The 21,398-nt window shown below is 66.6% G+C and carries 19 protein-coding genes and 1 tRNA gene; 7 read left to right on the forward strand and 13 right to left on the reverse strand.

Translation table 11 applies throughout. From position 1 onward, the window contains the following. Positions 1–2: 2 nt before the first annotated feature. Positions 3–4,739 carry a glutamate synthase large subunit gene (gene gltB, locus V7S63_RS11280; RefSeq protein ID WP_442896453.1) on the reverse strand — a complete coding sequence of 1,579 codons (4,737 nt, stop codon included), beginning with the start codon at positions 4,737–4,739 and terminating at the stop codon, positions 3–5. 663 nt (positions 4,740–5,402) lie between these two features. Between gltB and V7S63_RS11285 the strand changes: the two genes are divergently transcribed. After that, positions 5,403–6,461 (forward strand): threonine aldolase family protein, encoded by a 1,059-nt coding sequence (locus V7S63_RS11285; protein WP_336530288.1) that lies wholly within the window; start codon positions 5,403–5,405, stop codon positions 6,459–6,461. Between the two features lie 102 nt (positions 6,462–6,563). Then, positions 6,564–7,361, forward strand: a complete 798-nt coding sequence (locus tag V7S63_RS11290; protein WP_336530289.1) for a hypothetical protein — start codon at positions 6,564–6,566, stop codon at positions 7,359–7,361. Positions 7,362–7,459: 98 nt separating this feature from the next. Here the strand turns inward: V7S63_RS11290 and V7S63_RS11295 are convergent, their stop codons facing one another. Next, on the reverse strand, positions 7,460–7,921 hold the full coding sequence (locus V7S63_RS11295; RefSeq protein ID WP_091838111.1) for an Hsp20 family protein: 462 nt from the start codon (positions 7,919–7,921) through the stop codon (positions 7,460–7,462). A 296-nt stretch (positions 7,922–8,217) separates the two neighbouring features. Between V7S63_RS11295 and V7S63_RS11300 the strand changes: the two genes are divergently transcribed. Beyond that, entirely contained in the window at positions 8,218–9,285 is a 1,068-nt protein-coding gene (locus tag V7S63_RS11300; RefSeq protein ID WP_336530290.1) for an alpha/beta hydrolase, read from the forward strand. Here the strand turns inward: V7S63_RS11300 and hisN are convergent. Together hisN and V7S63_RS11310 are read right to left on the reverse strand one after the other, a co-directional pair. Continuing rightward, positions 9,190–9,972, reverse strand: a complete 783-nt coding sequence (hisN, locus tag V7S63_RS11305) for a histidinol-phosphatase (protein ID WP_336530291.1) — start codon at positions 9,970–9,972, stop codon at positions 9,190–9,192. The genes V7S63_RS11300 and hisN overlap by 96 nt on opposite strands. Positions 9,973–10,321: 349 nt before the next feature. Then, the gene (locus V7S63_RS11310; RefSeq protein WP_091838103.1) at positions 10,322–11,242 is read right to left on the reverse strand and encodes an N-formylglutamate amidohydrolase; all 921 of its coding nucleotides are present in this window, start codon (positions 11,240–11,242) and stop codon (positions 10,322–10,324) included. 289 nt (positions 11,243–11,531) lie between these two features. Between V7S63_RS11310 and cpdR the strand changes: the two genes are divergently transcribed. Together cpdR and V7S63_RS11320 are read left to right on the forward strand one after the other, a co-directional pair. Beyond that, the gene (gene cpdR, locus V7S63_RS11315; RefSeq protein ID WP_038363805.1) at positions 11,532–11,891 is read left to right on the forward strand and encodes a cell cycle two-component system response regulator CpdR; all 360 of its coding nucleotides are present in this window, start codon (positions 11,532–11,534) and stop codon (positions 11,889–11,891) included. 145 nt (positions 11,892–12,036) lie between these two features. Beyond that, positions 12,037–12,111: transfer RNA gene (locus V7S63_RS11320), tRNA-Val, on the forward strand. Positions 12,112–12,173: 62 nt separating this feature from the next. Here the strand turns inward: V7S63_RS11320 and V7S63_RS11325 are convergent. After that, positions 12,174–13,064 (reverse strand): LysR family transcriptional regulator, encoded by an 891-nt coding sequence (locus V7S63_RS11325; protein ID WP_336530292.1) that lies wholly within the window; start codon positions 13,062–13,064, stop codon positions 12,174–12,176. 186 nt (positions 13,065–13,250) lie between these two features. Between V7S63_RS11325 and bla the strand changes: the two genes are divergently transcribed. Together bla and V7S63_RS11335 are read left to right on the forward strand one after the other, a co-directional pair. Continuing rightward, the gene (gene bla, locus V7S63_RS11330) at positions 13,251–14,120 is read left to right on the forward strand and encodes a class A beta-lactamase (RefSeq protein ID WP_336530293.1); all 870 of its coding nucleotides are present in this window, start codon (positions 13,251–13,253) and stop codon (positions 14,118–14,120) included. A 216-nt stretch (positions 14,121–14,336) separates the two neighbouring features. Next, positions 14,337–14,588 (forward strand): hypothetical protein, encoded by a 252-nt coding sequence (locus V7S63_RS11335; protein WP_442896464.1) that lies wholly within the window; start codon positions 14,337–14,339, stop codon positions 14,586–14,588. 4 nt (positions 14,589–14,592) lie between these two features. Here the strand turns inward: V7S63_RS11335 and maiA are convergent, their stop codons facing one another. The 8 genes from maiA to V7S63_RS11375 all read right to left on the reverse strand — a co-directional run bounded on the left by maiA (position 14,593) and on the right by V7S63_RS11375 (position 21,347). Beyond that, complete coding sequence (maiA, locus tag V7S63_RS11340) at positions 14,593–15,225, reverse strand: maleylacetoacetate isomerase (protein WP_336530294.1); 633 nt, start codon at positions 15,223–15,225, stop codon at positions 14,593–14,595. Between the two features lie 37 nt (positions 15,226–15,262). After that, on the reverse strand, positions 15,263–15,868 hold the full coding sequence (locus tag V7S63_RS11345; RefSeq protein ID WP_336530295.1) for an acyloxyacyl hydrolase: 606 nt from the start codon (positions 15,866–15,868) through the stop codon (positions 15,263–15,265). A 99-nt stretch (positions 15,869–15,967) separates the two neighbouring features. Beyond that, a complete protein-coding gene (locus V7S63_RS11350) occupies positions 15,968–16,156 on the reverse strand; it encodes a twin transmembrane helix small protein (protein ID WP_091838089.1) in 189 nt (62 codons plus the stop codon). Positions 16,157–16,236: 80 nt separating this feature from the next. After that, positions 16,237–17,106: an ABC transporter permease gene (locus V7S63_RS11355; protein ID WP_336530296.1), complete on the reverse strand. Its 870-nt coding sequence runs from the start codon at positions 17,104–17,106 to the stop codon at positions 16,237–16,239. Then, positions 17,103–18,161, reverse strand: coding sequence for an ABC transporter substrate-binding protein (locus V7S63_RS11360; protein ID WP_091838083.1), 1,059 nt, complete (start codon positions 18,159–18,161; stop codon positions 17,103–17,105). The genes V7S63_RS11355 and V7S63_RS11360 overlap by 4 nt, the downstream gene beginning before the upstream one ends. 34 nt (positions 18,162–18,195) lie before the next feature. Then, positions 18,196–19,248, reverse strand: a complete 1,053-nt coding sequence (locus tag V7S63_RS11365) for an ABC transporter ATP-binding protein (RefSeq protein WP_091838081.1) — start codon at positions 19,246–19,248, stop codon at positions 18,196–18,198. Then, a complete protein-coding gene (locus V7S63_RS11370) occupies positions 19,248–20,048 on the reverse strand; it encodes an ABC transporter permease (RefSeq protein WP_199777487.1) in 801 nt (266 codons plus the stop codon). The genes V7S63_RS11365 and V7S63_RS11370 overlap by 1 nt, the downstream gene beginning before the upstream one ends. A gap of 63 nt (positions 20,049–20,111) precedes the next feature. Beyond that, entirely contained in the window at positions 20,112–21,347 is a 1,236-nt protein-coding gene (locus tag V7S63_RS11375; protein WP_336530297.1) for a metal-dependent hydrolase family protein, read from the reverse strand. Positions 21,348–21,398: the final 51 nt, after the last annotated feature.

The raw sequence follows: 21,398 nt of genomic DNA on the forward strand, positions 1-21,398 counted from the left end.
TCTCACTCCGCCGCGACCGAGACGCCGGCCTGGGCCCGCTCGATTTCCAGTAGTGCGCGCCGGTACTCGACCGGCATGACCTTGACGAATTTGGGCAGGTAGTCCGCCCAGTTCTCCAGGATCGCCTGTGCTCGCGCCGACCCGGTGTATTTCAGGTGGTTGGCGATGAGCTGGTGCAGGCGCTCGGCGTCATAGCCGGACATGTTGGCCATGACGTCGATGCGGCCCTTGAACTCGAGGTCGCCGCCATGATGGTAGAGGCGCTGGGTCAGCTCCTCCTCCTCCGGCACCGGCTCGAGATCGACCATGGAGAGGTTGCAGCGCTTGGCGAAGCTCCTGTCCTCGTCGAGGACATAGGCGATGCCGCCCGACATGCCGGCCGCGAAGTTGCGCCCGGTCTGGCCGAGCACGACGACGACGCCGCCGGTCATGTATTCGCAGCCATGGTCGCCGGTGCCCTCGACCACGGCGATCGCGCCGGAATTGCGCACGGCGAAGCGCTCGCCGGCGACGCCGCGGAAGTAGCATTCGCCGGAGATCGCGCCGTAGAGCACAGTGTTGCCGACGATGATTGCCTCCTCGGCGAGCGCCTGCGACTTCGGATCAGGGCGGATAATCAGCTTGCCGCCCGAAAGGCCTTTGCCGACATAGTCGTTGGCCTGGCCGGTGAGATCGAGCGTCACGCCGGACGTAACCCAGGCGCCGAAGCTCTGGCCAGCCGTGCCGGTCAGCTTCACCGTGATCGTGTCGTCCGGCAGGCCGAGCCCGCCATGGCGCTTGGCGATCTCGCCCGAGATCATCGCGCCGGTCGAGCGGTCCACATTGCGGATGGTGCTCTCGATCACGACCGGAGCGCCGCTGTCGAGCGAGGCGCCGGCCTTGGCGATCAGCGTGCGGTCGAGCACCGACTCGATCGGGTGGTGCTGGCGCTCGACATTGCGGATGGCGACGCCCTTGCCCGGCTCCGGCTTGTGGAAGATGCGGGCGAAGTCGAGCCCCTTGGCCTTCCAGTGGTCGATGGCTTCCTTCTTGTCGAGCCAGTCGGAGCGGCCGACGAGCTCGTCGAAGCTCTTGACGCCCATCTGCGCCATGATCTCGCGCACGTCCTCGGCGAGGAAGAAGAAGAAGTTGATGACGTGCTCGGGCTGGCCCTTGAAGCGCTTGCGCAGCACCGGGTCCTGGGTGGCGACCCCGACCGGGCAGGTGTTGAGATGGCACTTGCGCATCATGATGCAGCCGGCTGCGATCAGCGGCGCCGTGGCGAAGCCGAACTCGTCGGCCCCGAGCAGCGCGCCGACGACGATGTCGCGGCCGGTGCGCAGGCCGCCGTCGACCTGGAGGGCGATGCGGCCGCGCAGCTTGTTCATCACCAGGATCTGGTGGGTCTCGGCGAGGCCGATCTCCCAGGGCGATCCCGCATGCTTGATCGAGGTCAGCGGCGAAGCGCCGGTGCCGCCCTCGTAGCCGGCGATGGTGATGTGGTCGGCGCGCGCCTTGGCGACGCCGGCGGCGACGGTGCCGACGCCGAGCTCGGAGACGAGCTTGACCGAGACGTCCGCCGCCGGATTGACGTTCTTCAGGTCGAAGATCAGCTGGGCGAGATCCTCGATCGAATAGATGTCGTGGTGCGGCGGCGGCGAGATCAGGCCGACGCCCGGGGTCGAATGCCGGACCTTGGCGATGCGGGCATCGACCTTGTGGCCGGGCAGCTGGCCGCCCTCGCCGGGCTTGGCGCCCTGCGAGACCTTGATCTGCATCATCTGCGAGTTGACGAGGTATTCGGTGGTGACGCCGAAGCGACCCGAAGCGACCTGCTTGATCGCCGAGCGCATCGAGCGCCCGTCCGGCAGCGGCTTGAAGCGCTCCGGCTCCTCGCCGCCCTCGCCGGTGTTCGACTTGCCGCCGATCGCGTTCATGGCGAGCGCCAGCGTCGAATGCGCCTCATGGCTGATCGAGCCGAAGGACATGGCGCCTGTGGAGAAGCGCTTGACGATCGAGGCTGCGCTCTCGACCTCGTCCAGAGGGATCGGCTTGCGGCCGAGCTCGTCGGCCATCTTGACGTGGAACAGGCCGCGAATGGTCGAGAGCTTCTCGCTCTGGTCGTTGACCAGGTCGGAATAGGCCTTGAACTTGTCGCGGGCGTTGCCGCGCACGGCGTGCTGGAGCAGCGCGATGTTCTCCGGCGTCCAGGCATGCGCCTCGCCGCGCAGGCGGAAGGCGTATTCGCCGCCGATGTCGAGCGCGTCGCGATAGATCGGCGAGCCGCCGAAGGCGTCGCGATGGCGGCGCACGCTCTCCTCGGCGATCTCGGCGAGACCGACGCCCTCGATCGAGGAGATGGTGCCGGTGAAGTACTTGTCGATGAACTCGGTGCGCAGGCCGACGGCGTCGAAGATCTGGGCGCCGCAATAGGACTGGTAGGTCGAGATGCCCATCTTGGACATGACCTTGAGCAGCCCCTTGCCGACCGACTTGATGAAGCGCTTGACCACCTCGTAGCGGTCGACCTCCGGCGGGAATTCGCCGGCCTCGAACAGCGCTTCGAGCGTCTCGAAGGCGAGATAGGGGTTGATCGCTTCGGCGCCGAAGCCCGCGAGCAGGGCGAAGTGGTGGATCTCGCGCGGTTCGCCGGATTCGATGACGAGGCCGACCGAGGTGCGCAGGCCCTTGCGGATCAGGTGATGATGGACCGCTGCCGTCGCCAGCAGCGCCGGGATCGGGATGCGGTCGGGCCCGACCTGGCGGTCGGAGAGGATGATGATGTTGTAGCCACCATGGACGGCCGCTTCCGCGCGCTCGCACAGGCGCTCGATCGCGCCCTCCATGCCGGCCGCGCCCTCGCGGGTCGGATAGGTGATGTCGAGCGTCTTGGTGTCGAAGCGATCCTCGTAGTGACCGATGCAGCGGATCTTCTCGAGATCGTCATTGGTCAGGATCGGCTGGCGCACTTCCAGGCGCTTGCGGCGCGAGGTGCCTTCGAGGTCGAGGATGTTCGGCCGCGGGCCGATGAAGGAGAGGAGGCTCATCACGAGCTCCTCGCGGATCGGGTCGATCGCCGGGTTGGTGACCTGGGCGAAGTTCTGCTTGAAATAGGTGTAGAGCAGCTTCGACTTCGAGGAGAGCGCCGAGATCGGGGTGTCGGTCCCCATCGAGCCGACGGCTTCCTGGCCGGTCACCGCCATCGGCGCCATCAGGATCCTGGTGTCTTCCTGGGTGTAACCGAAGGATTGCTGGCGATCGAGCAAGGCGACGTCGGTGCGCGAGGCGCGTGCCTCGACCGGCGGCAGCTCCTCCAGCACGATCTGGGTGCGCTTCAGCCAGTCCTTGTAGGGGTTGGCGAGGCAGAGGGTGCTCTTGATCTCGTCGTCGCCGATGATGCGGCCCTCCTCGAGATCGATCAGCAGCATCTTGCCGGGCTGGAGCCGCCACTTCTGGACGATCTTCTCCTCCGGGATCGGCAGCACGCCGAACTCCGAGGCGAGCACGACGAGGCCGTCGTCGGTGACGAGATAGCGGGCGGGGCGCAGGCCGTTGCGGTCGAGCGTCGCGCCGATCTGGCGGCCGTCGGTGAAGGCGATCGCGGCCGGGCCGTCCCACGGCTCCATCAGGGCCGCATGGTATTCGTAGAAGGCGCGCCGGCTCTCATCCATCAGCGGGTTGCCGGCCCAGGCCTCCGGCACCAGCATCATCATGGCGTGGGCGAGCGAATAACCGCCCTGGACCAGGAATTCGAGGGCGTTGTCGAAGCAGGCGGTGTCGGACTGGCCCTCATAGGAGATCGGCCAGAGCTTGGAGATGTCGGCGCCGAAGAGCTCGGAATCGACCGAGGCCTGGCGGGCCGCCATCCAGTTGACGTTGCCGCGCAACGTGTTGATTTCGCCGTTATGGGCGACCATCCGGTAGGGGTGGGCGAGGCGCCAGGACGGGAAGGTGTTGGTGGCGAAGCGCTGGTGGACGAGGGCGAGCGCGCTCTCGAAGCGTTCGTCGGTCAGGTCCTTGAAGTAGGCGCCAAGCTGGGTGACCAGCACCATGCCCTTGTAGACGATCGTCCGGCAGGAGAAGGAGACCGGGTAATAGGTCGCGGTCGCCCGGTCATGGCGCTTGTAGACCTTGTTCGAGACCGACTTTCTGAGGACGTAGACCTGCCGCTCGAACTCGTCCTCGTCGGTGATCTCGGCCGGGCGGCCGACGAAGATCTGGCGATGGCAGGGCTCGGTCTCCTTGACGGCCTCGCCGAGATCGTTGTTGTCCACCGGCACGTCGCGCCAGCCCAGGAAGATCAGCCCTTCCTCCTCGACGGTCTGGGCGACGATCTCCTCGCAGACGGCGCGGTTGTCTGCCTCCTGCGGCATGAAGAACTGGCCGATGGCGTAGTGACCGGGCTCGGGCAGCTCGATGCCGATCCCGGCGCATTCTTCCTTGAAGAAGCGATGCGGGATCTGGGTGAGGATGCCGCAGCCATCGCCGAGCTTGGGGTCGGCGCCGACCGCGCCGCGATGGTCGATGTTGTGCAGGATCTGCAGGCCCTGCGCGACGATCGCATGGCTCTTGCGGTTCTTCATGTCGGCGATGAAGCCGACGCCGCAGGAGTCCTTCTCATAGGACGGGTCATAGAGGCCCTGGCGGGCCGGCATGGCCGGGTCGCGCACCTCGGGGAAACGCTCGAAAGCGGCCGTCGTCGTGGTGGCAACTTTAGCAGTGGTGTTGGCCATCGCGCTCGCCTTCCTGCTCTCGCTCATCGTCGCCTCCGCCCGCCTTCGGTCCCGCAGCATCGGCTGGGGAGCCCGCCAAAGTCCACCGCCGCTCCGGCTTCCACCTTGCCGAGCAAGGATCGGGCCGGTCCGGGTTTATTCTCGGTTTGCGAAGGTTGCTTGCGCTGGTCTTGTCTTGCGCCCGCGTCCTCCGCAGGCGCCTCGGGCGTCAAGCCCTGCCGCGCCTGGTCACGCCGCCGTTTTGCGGGCGGCGCGCGTCGTACGGTTGGCTTTGGCTTTGTTTGCCGTACCTCCCGTCATCGTCCGCTCCATCCGCCTGCGCCGGGGCCTCGGCGAGGCCCGCTTCGAAAATGGGACAGCATCGCTGTCCTATTGCCTTGACCTTGCCAGAATTCCAATCTGGGCACAAGCGCCGATTTTGCGTCGCGGCGACATTTTATTGCGACCTTCATCGCTGTCCGGACATTTTCACATCATGGTGGCTGGCTAGCCAAGCCGGAAGTTGTCAATCGCAGGGAATCGGGCCTGCCTGCGCCGCAGCCGGATTGGCCATCTGCTTCCGGTATGGTGGCCGCCTTTTCCCATCGGGCCTGCGCTTCAAGCAGATCGGAACGGGCTCCAGCATCGATTGCGCTGCGCCCGGCGGCTGCTTATCCCTCAAAATCCTGCAGCGGCCCGCCGGATATCTCCATGAACTTCATCAGCGACAATCTGGCCGGGGCGAGCGCGCCGGTGATGCAGGCAATGGCGGCGGCCAATGACGGCTTCGCCGCCGGCTATGGCAACGATGCCTGGACCAGGCGGGTCGAAGGGCTGTTCGCCGATTTGTTCGAGCGGGAGGTCGCGGTCTTCCTGGTCACGACCGGCACGGCGGCGAATTCCCTGGCGTTGGCGAGCCTGGTCCAGCCCTGGGGGGCGGTGCTCTGCCATCACGAGGCGCATATCGCCGCCGACGAATGCGGCGCGCCCGAATTCTTCACCGGCGGGGCCAAGATCGTCGGCTTGCCCGGCGATGGCTGCAAGCTCGCGCCGGAGGTCGTCATCGACCAGCTCGCGCGCCTGCGCGCGGGCGCCGTGCATCAGGTCCAGCCGCAGATGCTGTCGATCACGCAGGCGACCGAGTGCGGGCTGGTCTACAGGGCGGAGGAGATCGCGGCGCTGAAGCAGGCGGTCGCGCCGCGCAGGCTGAAGCTGCATATGGACGGCGCCCGCTTCGCCAATGCGGTCGCGGCGCTGGCTTGCGCGCCCGCCGAGATCACCTGGCGGGCGGGCGTCGACGTGCTGTCCTTCGGCGGCACCAAGAACGGCGCCTTCGCCGCCGAAGCCGTGATCGTCTTCGATCCGGCCGATGCGGATGAGATGCCGTGGCGACGCAAGCGCGCCGGGCACACCCTGTCCAAGGGCCGGTTGATCGGGGCGCAGTTCGAGGGTTTGCTCGCCAGCGGCCATTGGCTCGACCTTGCCCGCCATGCGAATGCGATGGCCAGGCGCCTGGCCGATGCCGTTGCGTCCGCCGGCAAGCTGCGGCTGGCTTGGGCCTGCGAGGCGAACGAGGTCTTTCTGGTATTGCCGTCGCAGGCGCAGGTCGCGCTGGCGGCGCAGGGCGCGCAGTACATCGCCTGGTCGGATGGTGCGCTGCCCGCGGGACAGGCGCTCCAGCCTGGCGAGGTCGTCGGGCGCTTCGTCTGCTCGTTTGCGACGCGGATAGAGGAGGTCGACAGGCTCGCCGCTGTCCTCGCGACCGTCTAGACGCCGGAAAGAGCCTGTTTCCCAGCCGATTCACGCCGCAAGCGCGCCGCAATCCTTATCAAGAACTGAAGACTGCGAATTTCGTCTGACAGAGGACAGACCATGGCAGTTTTGGTTTCGCCCGCCGCGCCGCGCCGCTTGCGCCGTCGGATGGCTGGCCTTGCCGTCCTGGCCGTGATGGCCGGTGCGAGCGGCCCGGCCCTGGCACAGCTCGACGACTATGGCGGTGGCTACGCCCGTTACGGCTACGACTACGACGATGACTACGGCCCGCGCTACGACTATGCGCCGCGCCGGGCGGCGCCGATCCCGCCACGGGCCGTCGGACGGATCGCGGCGCAGGAATTCGGCCTGCGCGAGGTGCAGCGGACGGTGCGCACCGGCTCTGCCATCGTCGTCGACGGCCTGGCGGCGAACGGATCGCGGGTGCGGCTGATCATCGACCGCTTCAATGGCGAGCTGATCGACCGGATCGTGCTGCAGCCGCCGCCGCGGGTCGTCAGGCTCGATCCGCGCGAGGAGGAGCGTCCGGCGCAGAAGAAGCTGACGCCGCGCCCGCCCGAGCGACCGGCCGCGTTGAAGCCGGCGCAGCCGCCGGCCGAGGCGAACGCGCCGGCGACCGTCGCGCCGCCGTCACCGGCCGCGCCCAAACCTGAAGCGCCCGCGACGAAGCCGGTTGCGGTACCCTCGGTCGCGCCGGCGGACATCGGCAAGCCGAAGCTGGTCAATCCCCAGGATGTCCGTGGGGCCGAGGGGCCCGATCGCCTGCCGCCGCTGGCACGGGCGCATCCGAGCGGCATTCCGACGCCTGACACGACCCTGCCGCCGGTGCAGATCGAGGAGATGAAGACGGCGCAGCCGAAGCCGGAAACGCCGATAGCGCCGGTCAATCCGAACTGAGGCGCTTCAACCATCGACGCTCATGGCAAAAAAGCCTCCCCGGTTTCCCGGGGAGGCTCTCGCGTCTCAGATCTGCGGTGCTTGCGCGCCGATATCGGTTACGCGGCCTTCCTGGCCTCGATCACCTTGGGGGTGCTGCCGCCGATCGGGATCAGGCGCGGCTTCTTGGCCTCGGGGATCTCGCGGACGAGGTCGATATGGAGCAGCCCGTTCTCGAGGCTGGCGCCGGTGACCTGGACATAGTCGGCGAGCTGGAAGCGACGCTCGAAGGCGCGGGCGGCGATGCCCTGATGCAGGACTTCGCGCTTCTCGGCATCCTCGGCGGCTTTCTTCTCGCCGCGAACGGTCAGCGCGTTCTCCTTGCTCTCGATCGAGAGGTCGGCCTCACCGAAACCGGCGACCGCGATCGAGATGCGGTAGGCGTTCTCGGAGATGCGCTCGATGTTGTAGGGGGGATAGCTCGGCGCATTCTCGACGCTGGTGGCCTGGTCGAGCAGCGAGAACAGGCGGTCGAAGCCGACGGTCGAGCGATAGAGCGGGGAAAGGTCATAAGAACGCATGATTGTCCTCCAAAGGAAGCGACATTCGGGTCAGCCCGCCTCCTCATGAGCGCGGGCCGGGTTTGGTCTCGCGCAGCCGCTTGACGGCCTGCGCAGCAATGATCTGGGTGGCGGTTTCGGCTTTTCAAGAGCTCTACCGCAGTGAGATCAATCGCCTGATGGAAGCGCGCTCGCGTGCAAAATGCCTGTCATGTCGGCGCTCTGCTTCGCTGTGGCCGGAATGACGGACCGACACCGGAGGGCAACGGAATTTTACCGCGATGACGCTATAACAGCAGGGTGACTCCGGAGCGCCGATGACGCAGGCCGAATTCTTCCATCAGCCGGACTACCCGGTGCCCGGCCACGGCAAGGTCTGGTTTGGCGAGACCGCCGACAAAGCGCGCCTGCGCCTGGCGAGCTGGCGCCCGAGCGTGCGGCGGGAGAGGGGCACCGTCCTGGTCGTGCAGGGCCGAGCCGAGTTCATCGAGCGCTACAGCGAGACGATCGCCGAGCTGCGCCGGCGCGGCTTTCATGTCCTGACCTTCGACTGGCGCGGGCAAGGCGGTTCGCAACGCTTCACAGGCCGGCAGCGCAAGGGGCATGTCGGCCGGTTGGTGCATTATGAGCGCGATCTGGCGCTGGTCGTAGCGCAGATGCAGGAGCGCCTGCCGCCCCCCTATTTCGTCCTTGCGCACTCGATGGGCGCGGCACTCTGCCTCGACGCCGCCCGGCACGAGGCGCTGCCGGTGGAGCGGTTGGTCGCGATCGCGCCGATGCTCGGCATCGCCATGATCGAGAATCCGCGCGGCGCGCGCTGGCTGGCGCGGGTGCTGTATTGGCTCGGCTTCGGCAAGGCCTTCGTGCCCGGCGGCGGCGATACCGCGATCGGCACCAAACCGTTCGAGGGCAACCGGCTGAGTTCGGACCCCGTCCGCTATGCCCGCAACGCTGCCTTGTCGGCCGCGGCGCGCGATCTTGCGATCGGCGACCCCAGCGTCGGCTGGATCTACGCCGCCTTCCAGTTGATGGACCGGCTGGCGCAGCCGCGCGCGCCGCTCGAGGTCAGGGTGCCGACGCTGGTCGTCGCCGCCGGGCGCGATCCCGTGGTCTCGACGCCCGCGATCGAGCGCTTTGCGGCGAGGCTCAAGACGGGTTCCGCTCTGGTGCTGCCGACGGCGCGCCACGAGATCCTGATGGAGACCGACGCGATCCGGGCGCAGTTCTGGGCAGCCTTCGACGCCTTCGTCCCCGGCGAGGAATTGCCGGTCGCGACGCCGGCCCCGATGTCAGCCGTTCAGGAGGGCGAGAGCGGCCTGGTGCAAGGCCTTGTTGCCAGCGGCGAGGATGGTGCCGCCCTGGGCGGCGCTGCCACCGTCCCATGAGGTGACGATGCCGCCGGCGCCCTCGATGATCGGGATCAGCGCGACGATGTCATAAGGCTTCAGCCCGCTTTCGATGACGAGGTCGACATGGCCGGCGGCAAGCATGCAATAGGCGTAGCAGTCGCAGCCATAGCGCGCCATGCGGACGGCGCTTTCGACCCGGTCGTAAGCGGCTTTCTGCCCGTCGACGAAGAGGTGCGGGCTCGTGGTCATCAACGTCGCCTCGGCGAGATTCGTCAGCTGCCGAGTATGAAGTTCGCGCGGTCCGTTCGGCCCTTCATAGCGCGCCATGCGGCCGTCGCCTGAGAAGCGCTCGCCGGTGAAGGGCTGGTTCATCATGCCGTAGACCGGCACGCCCTTGCGGGTCAGGCCGATCAGCGTGCCCCAGACCGGGATGCCGGAGATGAAGGCGCGGGTGCCGTCGATCGGGTCGAGCACCCAGACATAGTCTGCATCGGCATTCTCGGCGCCGAATTCCTCGCCGAGGATGCCATGGGCCGGGAAGGTGCGCTTGATCAGGTTGCGCATCACGTCTTCGCCGGCGCGATCGCCCTCGGTCACGGGATCGAAGACGCCGCCGCCGGATTTGTCCTCGGTGGTATGCCGGGCGCGGAAGAAGGGCAGGATCGCCTGGCCCGACAGGGACGCCAGCCGGGAGACGAATTCCGTGAAATCGACCGCGCTCATCAGGGTTCCTTCGGCTCGACCGGCCTGTCGCCTTCATGCTGTGCGGCGCACGGGATGACAAGCGCCGTCCCGGTCGAGGTCGATCAGGTCGGGACAGTTCAGCTTCAGCCGATCCCGCGAAATCGGACAGTTCATGACGATTGTGCGGTTCGTCATGCATTTTCTGCATGTCGATATCTGCGTTTCGGCTTGCGTTTTTGCAGCGCAATGCGCTATTGTGCACTGCGAAGGGGAGATGACCTCAAACCTTCGTTGCCCTCCTTGGGCGTTTCCTCCCTAGACTTCGGGCCGCCACGAAAGTGCGCGGCCCTTTTTCTTTGTCCTCAAGGGATTGGCCGAGGATGCAGGCTTACTCCGCGGCCTGGCGCCAGTCGTCGCTCCAGCCGCTCCAGCGGGCGAAGCATTCGGCCATGGCGGCGCTGATCACCTGCTGGAGCGCGGCAAAGCCGCTGCTCGGCTCGAGTGTCGCCTCGTTCATGTAGAGGCCGCGGCTGACCTCGATCTGCAGGGCATGCACGCCGGAGCCGGGTGCTCCGTAATGCTCGGTGATGAAGCCGCCGGCATAGGGGCGGTTGCGGGTCACGGTGAGCCCGGCGCGCGCGAATGCCTGTTCCGCCGCATCGACGACGAAGCTGGCGGCGCTGGTGCCGAAGCGGTCGCCGAGGATGATGTCGGCCTTGGCGGTGCCGTCGCGGTCGAGCCCGGCCGAGGGCATGGAATGGGCGTCGACCAGGATACAGCTGCCGAAGCTGGCTTGCGTGCGGTTCACCAGATGGCGCAGGCCGGCATGATAAGGCCGGTAGAGCGCCTCGATACGGCTGAGCGCATTCTCGACCGGAATGCGGCCGGAATAGATCTCATAGGATTCGCCGACGATGCGCGGGATCGTGCCGAGTCCGCCGGCGACGCGCAACGAGCGGGTGTTGGCGAAGCCGGGCAGCCGGCCCTCGAACATGCGCGGATCAAGCTCATAGGGCTCGCGGTTGGCGTCGAGAAAGGCGCGCGGGAACTCGGCGACGAGCAGGGGCGCGCCGAGCGCGACCGCATGGGAGAAGAGCAGGTCGACATAGGCGTCCTCCGAGCGGCGCAGCGCCCGCAGCGGCAGGCGCGAGCCCTCGACGAAGGCGCGCGGATAGCACCGCCCGGCATGGGGCACGTCGACGATGACGGGGACAACCTGCAGCGCGGGCTGATGGAGCGTGAACGGCCGCTCGATCTCGGCGATCACGTCGTCCGGGCGGGGAAAGGAGAATCCGGCTGGCAGCGTCATGTCGACGAACTCAAGCACAAAGCTGCCGCCGATTGAAGGGCCTGACCTTTCGTCATCTGGCGAGCCAGCCTTCACTGGTTGTTTACCGTAATGTCGCCAAATAGAACTGGCTGATCCATCCGGATGTGTGCGAGCGACGAGTTCGCCTCACGCCGGGCTGGACCGGCAACACCCGGAATGGCAGGGACGGCCACCCGGTACGAAGGACGACGAACGAGCGAATCGGCTTCCGGCCAATAAGGCAGGGCGGCGTGGGCTCGGTGCAACATCGCGGACGAAGCAAGGCGCCATGACCAAGATCCTCCTGGCCGAAGACGACAACGACATGCGCCGCTTCCTGGTGAAGGCGCTGCAGAATGCAGGCTATGACGTCGCCTCGTTCGACAACGGGCTATCGGCCTATAACCGGCTGCGCGAGGAGCCGTTCGAACTGCTCCTGACCGACATCGTCATGCCCGAGATGGACGGAATAGAGCTGGCGCGCCGCGCCACCGAGCTCGATCCCGACATCAAGGTGATGTTCATCACCGGTTTCGCGGCGGTGGCGCTCAACCCCGATTCGCAGACGCCGAAGGATGCCAAGGTGCTGTCGAAGCCCTTCCACCTGCGCGAGCTGGTCAACGAGGTCGAGAAGCTGCTGGCGGCGTGAGGGCCGGGCAGGGGCCGAGCAAGAGCTTCTTGCAAAGAAGCCGACGAAGCGCCTTGCAAGGTGCGCAGGTGTCCGCTATAGCCCCTCCACCTCGCAGCGATATCGCCCTCGGGCCGGTGTCGTTCCGGACGCTTTCGGGCGAAACGGGCGCGTAGCTCAGCGGGAGAGCACTACGTTGACATCGTAGGGGTCACAGGTTCGATCCCTGTCGCGCCCACCATTTTCTCCTTGGATTCAAGGACAGACGGCCGCCCGACAGGGCGGCCGTTTTGCTTTGGCCGGTCAGTCCGCCCGGGACGCGATCCCTTTGCGGCTTTCATCGGTGAGCCAGTCGCGGAAGGCCAGCATGGCCGGTGTGAGCGAGCGCGATTGCAGCCAGGTCAGCCAGTAGCTGCCGAGCGAGACCTCGATCGGAAAAGGGCGGAGCAGCCTGCCATCGTCGAAATAGCGCGAGAACAGCAGAGCCGGCACCAGTGCGACGCCTTCGCCGGCCGCAGCGACCTCGGCAAGGGCGATCGAGCTGTCGAAGACCGGTCCGCGGGCCTGCAAGGGCTCGATGCCGGCCGCCTCGCTCCACAGCGTCCACTCATCGGCACGATAGGAGCGAAGCAGGGCATGGTCGGCGAGATCAACCGGCTGGTGCAGCGTTTCGGTCAGCGCCGGGGCGCAGACCGGCGTCATCGGCGCCTCGAACAGGCGCAGAGCCGCCGTGCCGTGCCAGGCGCCGCCGCCGAAGCGCAAGGCGTAGTCCAGCCCTTCGGCTGCGAGGTCGACGCGGTTGTTGTTGGTCGTGAGGCGCAGGTCGATCTCCGGATGAGCCAGCCGGAAGCCGGCAAGGCGCGGCAGCAGCCAGCCGAGCGCGAAGGTACCGACCGCGCCGACATTCAGGACCTCGACCGGCCTGCCGGTCTCGAAGCGCTCGAGCAGCCCGGCGATGCGGTCGAAGCTCTCACGCAGCGTCGGCAACAGGCTGCGGCCTTCATCGGTCAGGGCAAGGCCGCGCGGCAGGCGGCGGAAGAGCTCGACACCGAGCCTCTCCTCCAGCCCCTTCACCTGATGGCTGATCGCGGCCTGGGTGACGCAGAGCTCGATCGCCGCCTTGGTGAAGCTGAGATGACGGGCCGAAGCCTCGAACGCGCGCAGGGCGTTCAAGGGGAGATGCGGGCGCAGCATGACAAGGCCTTAGGAAATCTAATGGCTCCGTAGAGATATCATCGTTTGCGATTGGGCAAGCTTGCGGCGAGAACGGCGGCGGGCACTGCCCCGCTGCCTCGAACGCGGCGTCCTCCCCAAAACCCATCTCTGCCTGACGCGCCAGCATTCCGCTTGGGCACGAGGGCTCGCGCATGGAGACAACCGATGATCCGACGCCGAGAGCTGCTGATCGGCTCCCTGATGGCCGCTCCTATGCTGGGCTGCCTGCCCAGTCTGGCGCAAGAGCGCGAAGACAAGCTGCGCGAGGGCCTGTTCGCGCTCGACCGCAAGCATGGCGGGCGCCTCGGCGTCGCCATTCTCGACAGCGGCAACGGCCGCATCGTCGCCCATCGCGGCGAAGAGCGCTTCGCCATGTGCAGTACGTTCAAGTTCGTGGCCGCGGCCTGCGTGCTGGCGCGGGTCGATCGCGGCGAAGAGGAGTTCGAGCGGCGCGTGAGCTACAGCAAGGCCGATCTCGTCACCTATTCGCCGGTGACCGAGAAACATGTCGAAAGGGGCCTCACGCTCGCCGAGATCTGCGATGCGGCGGTGACGCTGAGCGACAACACTGCCGGCAACCTGCTGCTCGATTCCTTCGGCGGCCCGAAAGGGCTGACGGCCTATATGCGCTCGCTGGGCGACGACGCCTCGCGGCTTGACCGGCGCGAGCCGGACCTCAACGAGGCCAGAACCGGCGATCCGCGCGATACGACGACGCCGGTCGCCATGGCCGGCGTGCTACGCCAGACCGTTCTCGGAGGGGCATTGTCGCCGGCCTCGCGGCAGCAATTGACGACCTGGCTGGTCGCCAACAAGACCGGCGACAAGCGCCTGCGGGCCGGCGTGCCGAAGGGCTGGCGCATCGGCGACAAGACCGGAACCGGCAACAACAACGCCACCAACGACATCGGGGTGATCTGGCCGCCCGGCCGAGCACCGCTGGTCGTCACGGCCTATTATGCGGAAGCGTCTGCAGCATTCCCCGAGCGCGAAGCCGTGCTGGCGGAAGTCGGGCGGCTCGCCTCCTCGCTCTGAAAAAGCAGGAAAAGCTTCCGAAACAGGCGCTCGTCGCAGGCCGTCCCTGAATGTTAGAACATTTCTGCAATTCTTCGAATCGCGGAAATGTCCTAGGCCCTTGTTTTATCGCATTTTCTTAACGCGAACCGGTAGCCACTTCGCTCGAAAATGCTCTGGCGTCAAAGCGCTGCTTTCATGGCATGATCTCCGCGAATCCCGCACGGCCTGGAGGATCTGACGATGCGTGCGACATGGCTCATCGCTTTGGGGCTGGCAGCCGCGCTCGGCGGCTGCATGACGGCGGCCGAGCAGCGCAGCGCGGATGAAGCACGCTGCCGCTCCTACGGGTTCAAGCCGGGTGCGGAGGGCTTCGCCAATTGCCTGATGGAGGTCGATCTCGATCGCTCGGCCTCGCGCCGGGCGCGCCTGGAGGCCTCCGGCTTCTATGGCCCATATTGGGGGCCATGGCCCTATCGGCGCTGGTGACGCATTATTCTGCGTCGGCCTGACGGTCGGGCGTCGCATCGCGGAAGGCGGCAAGCTCCATCGCGGCCGCCTCCGCCCGCAGCAGGCGCGGGAATTGAGCGATATCGACCTTGAAGCGCCGGGCATTGCCGAGCTGCGGCACCAGGCAGATGTCGGCGAGGCCGGGGCCATCGCCGAAGCAGAACGGGCCGGGAGTGTTCGCCACGAGCTGTTCGCAGGCCGACAGACCGTCGACATTGACGCTTGCCGCCCAGGCCAGGGCCCTGTCGCCATCATGGCCGAGCTCGCGCAGGCGGTTGAGCACCTTGAGATTCTGCACCGGATGGGTGTCGCAGGCGATCGCCTGGGCGAAGGCACGGACTTTGGCGCGCTCGAGAGGGTTCTTCGGCAGCAGGCCCGGTTCCGGATGGGTCTCGTCGAGCCATTCGATGATGGCGAGCGATTGGGTCAGCGCCGTGCCGTCGTCGAGTTCCAGCGTCGGCACCAGCCCCTGCGGGTTGAGGGCGAGATAGGCAGGGTCGCGCTGCTCGCCATGGCGCAGATGGTGCGAGACGTGCTCGACGTCGAGGCGCTTGAGATTGAGCGCGATCCGCACGCGCCAGGCGGCCGAACTGCGAAAATAGCCATGCAGCTTCATGACGCCGCCTCCCATGAGCCGGCGCCGAATGGCCGGTTCAGAAGGTATAGCCGAGGCGGGCGCCGAAATTCGAGGGGCCGCGCGGATTGCCGGCATTGGCGACGGGGTTGTCGGAGCAGCCGGTGGTGCTGAAATGCTCCAGCGTCGCGATCAGGCTCCAGCGGTCGCTGAGGCGGAAGCCGAGGGCGGCGGCGCTGCGCGCGCCGGCGTTGCAGCCGACATTCAGGCGGTTCTCGGGAACGACGAAGCCGGTCTTGCCATTGTTGACGGCGGCGCCAAGGCTCGCCTCGAGGAAAACCGATTGCGAGACGTCGAAGGTCCAGGTCGCACCGGCATAGGCGTATTGCGTGCCGTTGACGTTGAGGCTGGAGCCGAGATGGAAGCGCGGGACGAAAGCGTTGGCGAGGCGGTCGTTCAGGCTGGCGATGCGCGGCGTCAGGAGTTCGCCGCCGACATTGAGCAGGCCGCTCTCGCGCCCGCCGGGATTGGCGGCACCGAGGCCGAAGCGGGCTTCCCAGGCGGGAGCCGGCGCTTCCGTCGCGGGGGCATAGCCGAGCGCGCGGGTGCCGCCACGGTCGTTCTGCGCCAGCGCGGGCGCAGACAGGACCGAGAGGACAGCGAACAGCGACGCGACGCGAACCATGACAGGGAAACGGGCTTTCAGCGGAGCTTCAAGGATTGGAAAAACGCAGGGAGTAGTGGCCGCAATGTGACGACGCCGCCCTTGCGCACTGCGTCATGATCAACCGGCACGCCACCAGAGCACGCCGAGGATCACCAGGATCGCGATGAACTGCAGCACCACGCGCAGCCGCATCAGCTTCTGCGAGGTGTTCGAGCTGCCGCCGCGCAGCATGTTGATCAGGCCGAGCAGCAGCACGACGGCGACGGCGCCGACGGCGATCGGGACGATGGCGGAGGAAACGTTCATCGCCGTGCTTTAATCCTCGCCGGGGCGGTTGACCAGCGTGGCCGTGGCGGCGAAGCGCCACAGCTCGGGATAAGTCCGGCCTAGCGATAGCGTCGCTGCACGATCAGGTTGGCGGCGATCGTGAGCAGCAGCGTCGCCGTCATCAGGATGAAGGAGATCGCGCCGCCAAAGGGCCAGTTGTTCTGCTGGGCGAACTGGCCGTAGACGAGCGGCCCCATCGTCTGAAATTTCGGGCCGCCGAGCAGGACCGGCGTGGCATAGGCGTTCATCGCCAGAATGAAGGTCAGGATCGTGCCGGCGAGGATGCCGGGCATGGCCAGCGGCCAGAGCACGCGGCGAAACATCGCTGCCGGCCCGGCGCCGAGGCTGAAGGCGGCTTCCTCGACATTGCGATTGATGCCCTCGATCACGCTCTGCAGCGTCAGCACCATGAAGGGCAGGTTGACCGCGATGATGCCGATGATCACGGCTGTCTCGGTGAACATGATCTCGAGCGGCTGGTCGATCAGGCCGAGGCCCATCAGCGAGGCGTTGAGCGCGCCCTTGCTGCCGAAGGCGGTCATCCAGCCGGCGGCGCGCACGGCGTTGCCGACGAAGAGCGGCAGCACCACCAGCATGATCAGCAGGTTCTTGAAGCGGCTCTGCGTGCGCGCCAGCACATAGGCGAGCGGGAATCCCATGATCAGGCAGACGATCGTGCAGATCACGGCGACGCGGACCGTGCGCCAGAGCACGTTGAGATAGAAGCCGTCGGTGAAGAACTTGACGTAGTTCTCGATCGTCAGCCCGTCGACCATGAACTGGCCGGGGATGAACTGGTTGAGCGAATAGCGAAACAGGATCGCGATCGGGCCGATCAGCCCGATCGCGACGAAGATCGTCGCCGGGACGACGAGCATCCCGGCAAGATTGGTGCGGGCACCCGCGACTGGTTCGGGCGCTGCGCTCACCCCTTGAACACCTTGTCCCACCACTCCTTCATGCCGGCGTCGTTCTTGGCCAGGAAGGCGTAGTCGAGATCCTTGATGCGCTTCTCTTCCTCGGGCGTGAAGCCGATGCGCTTCTGCAGGTCGGGTGCGACGGAAAGGCCGGAGACGGTGCCGTTATAGCCCATGTCGACGGCGAAGGCCTCCTGCGGCTCCTTGGCCAGCATGGCGTTCATATAGGCGTAGGCGTTGTCCTTGTTGGGCGCGTTCTTGGCGATGACGAAGCCGGAGACATAGGCCGGGATGCCCTCGACCGGCGAGACCGCCTCGCAGGGGATGCCCGCGTTCTGCCATTGCACCACGCGCGCCTTCCAGATCGCGCTGATGCCGACTTCCTCGTTCTTCATCGCCTGGGCGAAGGCCTCGTTGGTCGGATAGACGCGCGCGCCGGCCTTCTTGACCGCGAGCAGGATCTCCTTGGCCTTCTCGATGTCGTTCATGCTGGCGCCGTTCGTGGCGGCCATCGAGGCAGCGATCATGATCGCCTGGTACTGGATGTCGATGAAGCCGATCTTGTTGCCCCATTTCGGGTCGAGCCAGTCCTTGAAGCCGGTCGGGGCCGGGCTGATCAGCTTGGGATTGTAGATGACGACGTTGCCTGAATAGATGTGCCCGATGCCGTACGGGTACTTCATCGTCGGCAGGAGGTTCTTGGCGTTCGGGATCTTCGAGTAGTCGAGCTGCTCGGTCGCGCCGGCCTCGTTCATCTCGAACATATTGGCCGCCGAGAAGCCCTGGATGTCGACCGTGCCGCGCGGCAGGCGGCGCTCGGCGACCATCTTGGCGCGGCGCGGCGCGTCGCCGGCCTGGTCCTGCACAACCTCGAGGCCCTTGGGCTTGAGCAAGGGGTCTTCGATGTTCTTGGTCAGCAGGCGGGCATAGTCGCCGCCCCAGGTGCCGACCACGACCTTGCCGGCCGACTGCGCCAGCGCGCGGCCGCCGAGCGCCGGCATTGCAACCGTAGCGCCGGCACCAGCAGCCAGGCCTTTAAGGACATCGCGTCTGTCGATCTTTTTCATGTTCGTTCCCCTGTTGGACGCCTGTCGAGCGGGTTCAAGGCTCGCGCGGATAGACGAGCCCGGCGTCTTCGGCCCAGCCTATCGTGATCATGTCGCCCGGCTTCGGCTCGGCCGCGCCCTGGCGGTTGGGCACCTGCAGCAGGATGCGGTCCTGCTCGGTCAGCCGGACATCGATGTCGAGCAGCGCTCCGAGATAGGAGACGTGCTCGACCCGGGCCGGGAAGTGGTTCGCGCAAGCTTCCGCTTGCGCGCCGATGGCGAGGCGTTCGGGCCGCAGCGCCAGCGTTGCAGGGCCTGCCGCAGCCGTCCTGCAGCTGATGTCGAGGCCGCCGCCGCTGCGGAAACGCCCGTTCGCCGCTTCGCCATCGAGGAAGGCGCTGCGGCCGATGAAGCCGGCGACGAAGCGGTCGGCCGGCTTCTCGTAGAGCTCGCGCTGCGTGCCGATCTGGCGGACCTTGCCCTTCTCCATCACCACCAGCCGGTCGGCCATGGTGAGGGCCTCCTCCTGATCGTGCGTGACCATGATCGTGGTCAGGCCGAGCTTGCGCTGCAGGTCGCGGATCTCGACGCGGACCTCCTGGCGCAGTTTGGCGTCGAGATTGGAGAGCGGCTCGTCGAGCAGCAGGACATCGGGCTCCACGGCGAGCGCGCGGGCGAGCGCGACGCGCTGCTGCTGGCCACCGGAGAGCTGGCGCGGGTAGCGCTCGTCTAGGCCGGTCAGGCGCACGAGCCGCAAGGCCTCGGTGACGCGCGGACCGCGATCGGCCGGCGCGACCTTGCGCATCTCCAGACCGAAGGCGACGTTTTCGGCGACCGTCATATGCGGGAAGAGCGCGTAGGACTGGAAGACCAGGCCGCAATTGCGCTTCCAAGGCGGCAGGTTGGTGACGTCACGCTCGCCGATGGTGATCTTGCCCGCCGTCGGCTGGATGAAGCCGGCGACCATGCGCAGCGTCGTGGTCTTGCCGCAGCCGGAAGGGCCGAGCAGGACGAGGAATTCGCCCTCCGCGATGTCGATGCTGCAATTGTCGACGGCGGTGAACTCGCCATAGACCTTGCGCAGATGCTCGATCGACAATCTGGCCATCAGACCACCCGGCTCAGCTTGACGTAACGGTCGGTGACGATCATCGCCGCTCCGATCAGGACGATCTGGATGACCGAGGCGGCTGCGACCGTCGGATCGATCTTCCATTCGAGATATTGCAGGATCGCGATCGGCAGCGTCGTGCGGCCGGGCCCGACCAGGAACAGGCTCATCTCGAGGTTGCCGAAGGAGGTGACGAAGCCGAACAGCGAGCCGGCGACGAGGCCGGGCCTGATGCTCGGCAAGGTGACGCGGCGAAAGGTCGTCCAGGGGCCGGCGCCCAAATTCTGCGCGGCTTCCTCGATGGTGCGGTCGAAGCCGGCGAGGCTGGCGGTGACGAGCTTCACTACCCATGGAATGACGACGAGGCTGTGGGCGGCGACAAGGCCGCCGGCCGAACCCATCACCGGCAGGCCGGTCGCGATCTCGGTCTCGATCTGGAAGACATAGAGCGAGGTGCCGAGCACGATGCCGGGCATCACCAGCGGCAGCAGCAGAAGCGTGTTGATCGCGGGCCCGAGCGCGATGCGATGGCGCATCAATGCGAGGCTGGCGGGCACGCCGAGCACGAGCCCGATCAGGGTCGCCGACACGCCGACCTGCAGGCTGAGGATGAAGCCGTCGACGAAGGGCTTGTTGTTCGCCGCCGCCTGGAACCACTTCAGCGAATAACCTTCCGGCGGGAAGGAGGGGATCTCCTGGCGGAAGAAGGCGAGCCAGAAGACGAAGAACAGGGGCAGCAGGATGAAGCCGAGCGAGAGCGTGGCAGCGCCGTTCAGCGCAAGGCGTCCCAGGCTCAAGCGTGCGGCGCTCAAATTCCAGCCCTCTTCATCGCCATGTGCTCGCCCTCACAGTGCTCGCTCTCAATGCAGCGTATTCTTGTGGAAGGCGCCACCCTTCATGATCACAGGCAGCTTCGCGCCCTGATCCTGGAACAGCTCCAGGCTCTTCAGCGGATCGCCGTCGACCAGGATGATGTCCGCATAAGCCCCTGCACGCAGCGTGCCGAGCTTGCCTTCCATGCGCAGCAATTGCGCGCCGATCGTGGTGGCCGAGCGGATGATCTCGACAGGCGACAGCACCTCGCGGCGCAGCAGGAACTCTCGCGACTGGTCGACCTGGAGCTGGCCGAGCAGATCCGAGCCATAGGCGACCGGCACGCCGGCGCGCTTGCAGATCTCAAGAGATTTCAGGCCGCCGTCGATGACAAGGTCGTTCTTGGCGAGCATCTCGGCATTCATGCCGAACTCGGCGGCGCGCTCGCGCATCGCGTAATAGGCGACGAGGTTGGCGGTCAGGAACATGTTGTTCTCAGCCATCAGCTTCGCCGAGGCCTCGTCGATCAGGTTGCCGTGCTCGATGGCGCGCACGCCGCATTGCGCGGCGCGGGTGATGGCTTCGGGCGTATAGGCATGGGCGCAGACATAGCGGCCGAAGGCCTTGGCCTCGGTGACGGCGGCCGTGACCTCCTCGACCGTGAACTGCATGGAATCGAGCGGGTCGTAAGGACTGGCGACGCCGCCCGACATCATGATCTTGATGTGGTCGGCCCCGAGCCGCATCTGCTCGCGCGTCGACTTGATGACGGAGGAGACGCCGTCGGAGATGTTCATCGTATAGGCCATGGCGTTGCAGCAATGGCAGCGCGCGCCGAAATCGGTGCGCCGGCGCGGGTCGCTGTGGCCGCCGGTCGGGCCGATCGCGGCACCGGCGATGAACAGGCGCGGGCCGGGGACGTCGCCCTTCTCGACCGCTTCCTTGATGCCCCAATCGGCGCCGCCGGTATCGCGCACCGAGGTGAAGCCCCGGTCGATCATGCCCTTCATCAGGCGGGCGGCGCGGGCGGTGGCCAGCGTCAGCGGCACTTTTTCGAGCAGAGGGATCGAGACTTCCGACAGCATGACGTGGACATGGCTGTCGATCAGCCCGGGCATCAGCGTGCGCCCGCCGCAATCGATGACATCAGCCTTGTCGGCCTTGATCGGCTTGTCGGAGACCTCGCGGATCAGCTCGCCTTCGACAAGCAGCTCATAGCCCTTGCGCAGCTCGCCGTGGTCGGGCTCCAGCATCGCGAAATTGCGGAACAGGACCTGAGTCATGGCGGCGTCTCCCAACGGTCGTCGTGATATATTACGAACTTCGTTGGCCCT

It is taken from the genome of Allobosea sp. CCNWLY174, assembly GCF_037120455.1.
Lineage (GTDB): Bacteria > Pseudomonadota > Alphaproteobacteria > Rhizobiales > Beijerinckiaceae > Allobosea > Allobosea lupini.

Excerpts from the sequence above, each read along its gene's own strand:
- gltB (WP_442896453.1), bottom strand. The coding sequence starts at position 4,739 with ATGAGCGAGAGCAGGAAGGCGAGCGCGATGGCCAACACCACTGCTAAA.
- V7S63_RS11285 (WP_336530288.1), top strand. The coding sequence starts at position 5,403 with ATGAACTTCATCAGCGACAATCTGGCCGGGGCGAGCGCGCCGGTGATG.
- V7S63_RS11290 (WP_336530289.1), top strand. The coding sequence starts at position 6,564 with ATGGCAGTTTTGGTTTCGCCCGCCGCGCCGCGCCGCTTGCGCCGTCGG.
- V7S63_RS11295 (WP_091838111.1), bottom strand. The coding sequence starts at position 7,921 with ATGCGTTCTTATGACCTTTCCCCGCTCTATCGCTCGACCGTCGGCTTC.
- V7S63_RS11300 (WP_336530290.1), top strand. The coding sequence starts at position 8,218 with ATGACGCAGGCCGAATTCTTCCATCAGCCGGACTACCCGGTGCCCGGC.
- hisN (WP_336530291.1), bottom strand. The coding sequence starts at position 9,972 with ATGAGCGCGGTCGATTTCACGGAATTCGTCTCCCGGCTGGCGTCCCTG.
- V7S63_RS11310 (WP_091838103.1), bottom strand. The coding sequence starts at position 11,242 with ATGACGCTGCCAGCCGGATTCTCCTTTCCCCGCCCGGACGACGTGATC.
- cpdR (WP_038363805.1), top strand. The coding sequence starts at position 11,532 with ATGACCAAGATCCTCCTGGCCGAAGACGACAACGACATGCGCCGCTTC.
- V7S63_RS11325 (WP_336530292.1), bottom strand. The coding sequence starts at position 13,064 with ATGCTGCGCCCGCATCTCCCCTTGAACGCCCTGCGCGCGTTCGAGGCT.
- bla (WP_336530293.1), top strand. The coding sequence starts at position 13,251 with ATGATCCGACGCCGAGAGCTGCTGATCGGCTCCCTGATGGCCGCTCCT.
- maiA (WP_336530294.1), bottom strand. The coding sequence starts at position 15,225 with ATGAAGCTGCATGGCTATTTTCGCAGTTCGGCCGCCTGGCGCGTGCGG.
- V7S63_RS11345 (WP_336530295.1), bottom strand. The coding sequence starts at position 15,868 with ATGGTTCGCGTCGCGTCGCTGTTCGCTGTCCTCTCGGTCCTGTCTGCG.
- V7S63_RS11350 (WP_091838089.1), bottom strand. The coding sequence starts at position 16,156 with ATGAACGTTTCCTCCGCCATCGTCCCGATCGCCGTCGGCGCCGTCGCC.
- V7S63_RS11360 (WP_091838083.1), bottom strand. The coding sequence starts at position 18,161 with ATGAAAAAGATCGACAGACGCGATGTCCTTAAAGGCCTGGCTGCTGGT.
- V7S63_RS11365 (WP_091838081.1), bottom strand. The coding sequence starts at position 19,248 with ATGGCCAGATTGTCGATCGAGCATCTGCGCAAGGTCTATGGCGAGTTC.
- V7S63_RS11375 (WP_336530297.1), bottom strand. The coding sequence starts at position 21,347 with ATGACTCAGGTCCTGTTCCGCAATTTCGCGATGCTGGAGCCCGACCAC.